Origin of the sequence: Phytoactinopolyspora endophytica (assembly GCF_004138495.1) — a bacterium.
In the GTDB taxonomy this organism is placed as follows: Bacteria; Actinomycetota; Actinomycetes; order Jiangellales; family Jiangellaceae; genus Phytoactinopolyspora; species Phytoactinopolyspora endophytica.
The window spans coordinates 104,961-110,527 of record NZ_ML142870.1 but is presented as its reverse complement, the minus strand read 5'-3'; the positions used below and the strand labels follow the sequence as shown (position 1 = coordinate 110,527).

Genomic DNA, 5,567 nt, shown 5'->3' with positions numbered 1-5,567 from the left:
CCGCGAACTCCAGCAGCGGCTCCGCCCCCGCCGCGGTGGTCGCGACCACCAGGCCGCCCTTCAGGTCGAGCTCGATGGACGGGAAGCGCGGGCCCAGCTCGTCGGTGAGCTCGGTGGCGACGGTCGGCCACATCCGCGCGGAGTACTGGGCGAGGACCAGCTCCGGCCCCGGTTCCTTGTCCGAGACGAGAACATTGCCTTCGCCCGACGATGATGTGCCGGAGGCCGCGGCGCCGCGCTCGACGACGGTGACCCCGACGCCGGCCCGGGCGAGGCACCGCGCGACCGCCGCCCCGACGATGCCGGCCCCGATGACGATGACGTCCATGGCTAACGCCTCCGGTTGCCGACCGCGGCGAGCGCCACGGCAGCGAGGATGATGACCCCCGTTACGAGGTCCTTCAATCGAGTGTCCACATTCATGATGTCGGATTCGGAGCAACTGGCGGTGGTGACTGTGCCTATCGCGACGACAACGCTGGTTCGCGAAGCGAGCGCTCGCCGGTCCATTCGGCCCTCCGCGATGAGTGAGGCGGTCTACACGATGGTGGAGAGTAATATGTCACATGTCAAATTTCTCCCGGTGCGGCTGTGCTGTTCTCGCGGTTTGGCTGTGCAATGATCGCGTCATCTGTCGCCTTGAAGGGCGGCGCGACGGCGTACACCGTGCCAGCCCGACCGGCCGAGGAGGAGAAGGACGACATGAGTGGTGGCGATCTGACGGTTACGAACGCAGCGGTCTTCGACGGCGAGACTGAGGGGTTGCGGGAGGCCGACGTCCGGATTGCCGACGGCGTCATCCGCGAGGTGGGTGCGTCGGGCGTCAGCCGGGCCGAGCGGGTCGTCGATGCGCACGGACGGGCGCTGATACCTGGGATGATCGACGCCCACTTCCATGCCTACGCCTCCGCCATGGGCGGGCTGGAGCTGGAGACCCGGCCGCTGAGCTACGTGAGCCTGAACGCGTCCGCCCGGTTGGGCGCGGCGCTGCGTCGCGGGTTCACCACGGTCCGGGATGTGGCCGGTGGTGATATCGGACTGGCATGGGCGATCGAGGAGGGGCTGCTGGCTGCGCCGCGCTACCTCTACACCGGGCCCGCTCTGAGCCAGACCGGCGGGCATGGTGATCCGCGTTCCCCGGAGTTGGACGTCTGCTTCGGGCACGGACATATGAACGAGATCGTCGACGGCGTCGACGCGGTGCGCCGGGCGGTCCGCGAACGGTTCCGGACCGGTGCCCACGCGATCAAGATCATGGCCTCGGGCGGTGTGATCTCGCTGACCGATCCGATCCGGGTGCCGCAGTACTCGGCGGCTGAGGTGGCCGCGGTCGCCGACGAGGCCACCCGGCGCGGCAGTTATGTGGCGGCGCACGCGTACTCGGCCGAGGCGATCGTGCATTCGGTGACCAACGGCGTGCGCTCGATCGAGCACGGCAACCTGCTGGACGCGGAGGCGGCACGCCTGATGGCCGAGCATGCGGCGTTCCTGGTGCCGACTCTGGTCGCCTACGACGCGATGAACCGGCGTGGCGACGACGTGAACCTGCACCCTGTGTCGAAGGCGAAGAACGCCGAGGTGCTGGCGGCCGGTCAGCGGGCGATCGAGATCGCCCGCGCCGAGGGGGTACGGATCGGGTTCGGCAGCGATCTGATGGGCCCGCTCGCCGACGAGCAGTTGCACGGCATCCGGCTGCAGCTCGACGTGGATCCGGTGTTCGACGTGCTGCGCTCGCTGACCTCTGTGAACGCGGAGCTGCTTGGCCGGAGCGACGTGGGGCGGATCGCGGAGGGCTGCGCCGGCGACTTGGTCCTGCTCGACGGTGACCCGACCGCGGACCCAGCGGTGCTGTGGGATGAGGCGCGGCCGCGCACGGTCATCCAGGGCGGATCCATCTGCCCATGATCATCAACCGGTGACCGCGGTATAACCGGTCTGAAGAGTTGATGATCATGGGATCAGTCCTCGGTGCGGCCTGCCCACCAGCCGAGGATGTGGCCGATGTGCTTGTGCATCAGCGCCTCGGCGTCGTCGGCACGGCCGTCGACCAGGAGATCGAGGAGGGCGTGGTGCTCCTGGGCGGAGTGTTTGAGCTCGACGGTGTTCTTCATGTCGGCGAGCCCCACCAGGCGGGTCTGGCGGCGCAGATCGGCGACGATGTCCACCAGCCGCTGGTTGCCGGTCAGCTCGAGAAGAGCGAGGTGGAAGTCGGTGTCAGCGGCCAGATACTCCGAGAAGTCCGCCGCGGCGGCGGCCGTGACGATGCGGTCGGCCAGCTCTCGATAGTGGTCGAGCCGGTCCGTCGGGAAGCTCTCCGTGACGAGGCTCATCGCCGGTACCTCGAGCCACCGTCGCACCTGGACGACTTGTCGCAGGTCGTCCTCGCCGACGTGGGTGACCCGGAACCCCTTGTTCCGCACCGGCTCGACGAAGCCTCGCTTCTCGAGGTCGAGCATGGCCTCGCGGACGGGCGTCGCGGAGACCGCGAACTGCGCGGCGAGCGTGGGGACCGAGACGAGCGCCCCGGGCTCGAGCTCGCCGGAGACGATGGCTGCGGAGAGCGCCCGTTCGACCTCGGCGCGCAGGCTCGAGGCGTGTTCGATGCGCCGGATAGCCGACGTTCGGATCGTCACCGTTCACTCCTCGGGTCACAGCGCCCGACGTTGCGACGCTTTGCTGTCTCCAGCGCCTTCAGTGCCGCCGGTGATAGTTTGTAGTATATGCCATATTACCCTGGCGGTGGGCCTGCATAGCGGAGTACCTTTCAAAGAAGAGGGCATCTCCCCCGGAGCGGGTGAGGCATATGCAGGCCTGGATCGTATGGCTGATCGTCGCTGGGGCGCTCGGCACGGCCGAGCTCCTGACAGCCACACTTGACCTGTTGTTGCTGGCGTCTGCCGCCCTCGTCGCGGCCGGCGTGGCCGCCGTCGGCCTGGGCATAGGCTTCCAGCTGCTCGCCTTCGCCGCCACCGCCACCCTGATGCTCGCTGTCGTCAGGCCGGTGGCCCGGCGGCATCTCACCAGCGCACCGTCCATGCAGTCCGGCACTGCCGCGCTCGTCGGCCGGGAGGCGCTCGTGCTGGCCGAGGTCGGCAAGGACTCCGGCCTGGTCCGGATCGGTGGGGAGGAGTGGTCCGCCCGCGCGTACGACCCGCATCTGACCATCCCGGTAGGAACCACCGTGGATGTGTTCGCCATCGAGGGCGCCACCGCGCTCGTCCACCCCCAGGAGGATCCATGGCCGAGCTGATCGTCGGTCTTGTCATCGCTCTGCTCGCCGTTGTGCTGGTGGTCAGAACCGTGCGGATCGTGCCTCAGGCGAGAGCAAGCAACGTGGAGCGGCTGGGCCGCTACCTGCGGACTCTGCAGCCCGGGCTGAACGTCGTCATTCCGTTCGTCGACCGGCCCAGGCCATTGATCGACCTGCGTGAGCAAGTGATCTCGTTCGAGCCCCGATCGGTGATCACCGAGGACAACCTCGTCGTACACATCGACACCGTGCTTTACTTCCAGGTCACCGACCCGAAGGCCGCGGCGTACGAGATCGCGGACTACATTCAGGCCATCGAGCAGCTCACCGTGACCACGCTACGCAACGTCATCGGCAGCATGGACCTGGAGAAGACGCTCACCTCGCGGGAGCACATCAACTCCACACTCCGCGGTGTGCTCGACGAGGCATCCGGCAAGTGGGGCATCCGTGTCAACCGGGTCGAGCTCAAGGCGATCGACCCGCCACCGTCGATCAAGGACTCGATGGAGAAGCAGATGCGCGCCGAGCGGGAGAAGCGGGCGGCGATCCTCACCGCCGAGGGTGCCCGGCAGGCCCGCATCCTCACCGCCGAGGGTGACAAGGAGGCGGCGATCCTCCGCGCGGACGGTCAGGCGAAGGCGATCGACACGGTCTTCGGCGCGATCCACCGCAACGACCCGGACCCGAAGCTGCTGGCCTACCAGTACCTGCAAGTGCTGCCCGAGCTCGCCAAGGGCGAAGGGAATACGTTCTGGGTGATCCCCAGCGAGGTCACCACCGCGCTGCAGAGCGTCTCCAAAGCGTTCACCGAGAAGAACGACGGCGGCGAGCCGGGTCCAGAGCCGGCACGCGAGTCCGATGAGCCCGCGCCGAGCACGCCACCGGAGCTGGACGAACCCGGCGCCGGCTAGAGGTGGCTGCGAACGGGTTATTGCGAGGCACCATGAAATAATCCGGGGGGTTATAGCACGACGACTCGGCACATGGTCGCAACAGCCACGGTGAATCGCCATGGCGGACTGTCGCGGTGTGGCTCAAGTTTCGGCTGCTGTTCAGATCCGAGACGCCCTCGTGTTCGGCCGGGATCGGATGATCGAACGGACCGGTGATCGGCTGACGAGAGAAGGTCCTCGCATGTCTGCACCTCTGACCCGTCGGACTCTGCTCGCGGGGGCGTCGGCCACGGGCGTGGCGCTTGCTCTTCCCCGCATCGCTACCGCGCAAGACCAGGCTTACGCCGCGTTCCGCATCGTCCGGGCACGACCCGATACGCCTGGCCGTCCGGAGATCACGTTGCCCGCCGGCTACGAGATCGTGCCCGGTGACACGTACTCCGTGGCCAGCCGCGCGGAGTACTACACGTTCGTCCAGGGCCCGCCGAACGACTCGGGAATCGACGTGACCGTGCGCTGGCCGGAGGTGGCGGTGGAGACGGTGGTTCACCAGGACACCCACCTCGACCTCCGGCGCGATCCCGCGGACCGGCACAGTTTCAGCTTCACGCTCCCGGTCATCCAGGAGTCGATCAACGCGAATCAGCCGACGATCCAGGTATGGAGCCACCCGGACATCTCGCCGGGCATGTATTGGCGGATCGAGCACAACGACCCTGATCGTGTAGCCGGGCCATGGACCACGGTCGCATGGCCGGCGGGACAGGTGAAGTCCGTCATCCACCAGGTTGTGGCGGCGCATGAGATCTGGCGTGACTCGGGGATGACCGAGACGGCCGCTGCGAAGGGGCATCGTTTCGTCCTCATGGGTTTCGAGACCAACAACACGCTGCACTCGGACAACCCACCGCACTGGCACATCTCTTACAACTCCGGTCCTGACTTCGGGTCGCCCACGCACAACCCACACTTCTGGCTCGATGCCGAGGGCCGTACCTTCTACAACGGGATGGATGTGACCGGGCTCGGACGGCTGAGGCATTACGTCGGTGAACCCGCGTCGATCTACGACTTCATCGGCGATGCGAACGACGGACGTGGCGATCTTGTCGTCACGGTGACCATCCGCGAGGACGGTGGCCTCGATATCGAGCCGCCGGCCGGGCCTGCCTACGCGATAGCTGCCGGACGCGACGACACGTTGGTCGACGAGGTCTCTGTACTACGCGCGGGCGAGCCATGGCTGCGGGTCAGCACCAACGACCGGGTCCAGCTCGGTGTCCTGAACATCCGTGTTAAAGGACTACAGAACGCTGCTGAGAGCCGTTCGACAGTTCTTCGCTACGACCGGCTGACCGGTGTGTTGACATAGGACCGGGGAACCCGCTGCTCTGAGGACGGCTCGGGAGTCTCAGCACCGG

General features: G+C 67.1%; 6 protein-coding genes. 4 read left to right on the top strand and 2 right to left on the bottom strand.

Features of this window, described 5'->3' with window-relative positions:
* On the bottom strand, positions 1–328 hold a 328-nt coding region (locus tag ELR45_RS29980; RefSeq protein ID WP_165368229.1), incomplete at its 3' end, for an NAD(P)/FAD-dependent oxidoreductase.
* A 374-nt stretch (positions 329–702) separates the two neighbouring features.
* Here ELR45_RS29980 and ELR45_RS29975 point away from each other — a divergent pair.
* Complete coding sequence (locus ELR45_RS29975; protein WP_129669580.1) at positions 703–1,905, top strand: metal-dependent hydrolase family protein; 1,203 nt, start codon at positions 703–705, stop codon at positions 1,903–1,905.
* 53 nt (positions 1,906–1,958) lie between these two features.
* On the opposite strand, the gene ELR45_RS29970 is transcribed toward ELR45_RS29975, so the two are convergent.
* Positions 1,959–2,633, bottom strand: a complete 675-nt coding sequence (locus tag ELR45_RS29970; protein WP_205857544.1) for a GntR family transcriptional regulator — start codon at positions 2,631–2,633, stop codon at positions 1,959–1,961.
* 170 nt (positions 2,634–2,803) lie between these two features.
* Between ELR45_RS29970 and ELR45_RS29965 the strand changes: the two genes are divergently transcribed.
* From ELR45_RS29965 to ELR45_RS29955, 3 genes are all read left to right on the top strand, one after another.
* Complete coding sequence (locus tag ELR45_RS29965) at positions 2,804–3,250, top strand: NfeD family protein (protein WP_129669559.1); 447 nt, start codon at positions 2,804–2,806, stop codon at positions 3,248–3,250.
* Positions 3,238–4,164 (top strand): SPFH domain-containing protein, encoded by a 927-nt coding sequence (locus ELR45_RS29960; RefSeq protein WP_129669558.1) that lies wholly within the window; start codon positions 3,238–3,240, stop codon positions 4,162–4,164. The genes ELR45_RS29965 and ELR45_RS29960 overlap by 13 nt, the downstream gene beginning before the upstream one ends.
* Before the next feature lie 223 nt (positions 4,165–4,387).
* Positions 4,388–5,518 (top strand): hypothetical protein, encoded by a 1,131-nt coding sequence (locus tag ELR45_RS29955; RefSeq protein WP_129669557.1) that lies wholly within the window; start codon positions 4,388–4,390, stop codon positions 5,516–5,518.
* Positions 5,519–5,567 lie beyond the last annotated feature (49 nt).

What these genes read in the sequence shown, in the direction of transcription:
- ELR45_RS29955 (WP_129669557.1), top strand. Translation starts at nt 4,388, where the DNA reads ATGTCTGCACCTCTGACCCGTCGGACTCTGCTCGCGGGGGCGTCGGCC.
- ELR45_RS29960 (WP_129669558.1), top strand. Translation starts at nt 3,238, where the DNA reads ATGGCCGAGCTGATCGTCGGTCTTGTCATCGCTCTGCTCGCCGTTGTG.
- ELR45_RS29965 (WP_129669559.1), top strand. Translation starts at nt 2,804, where the DNA reads ATGCAGGCCTGGATCGTATGGCTGATCGTCGCTGGGGCGCTCGGCACG.
- ELR45_RS29975 (WP_129669580.1), top strand. Translation starts at nt 703, where the DNA reads ATGAGTGGTGGCGATCTGACGGTTACGAACGCAGCGGTCTTCGACGGC.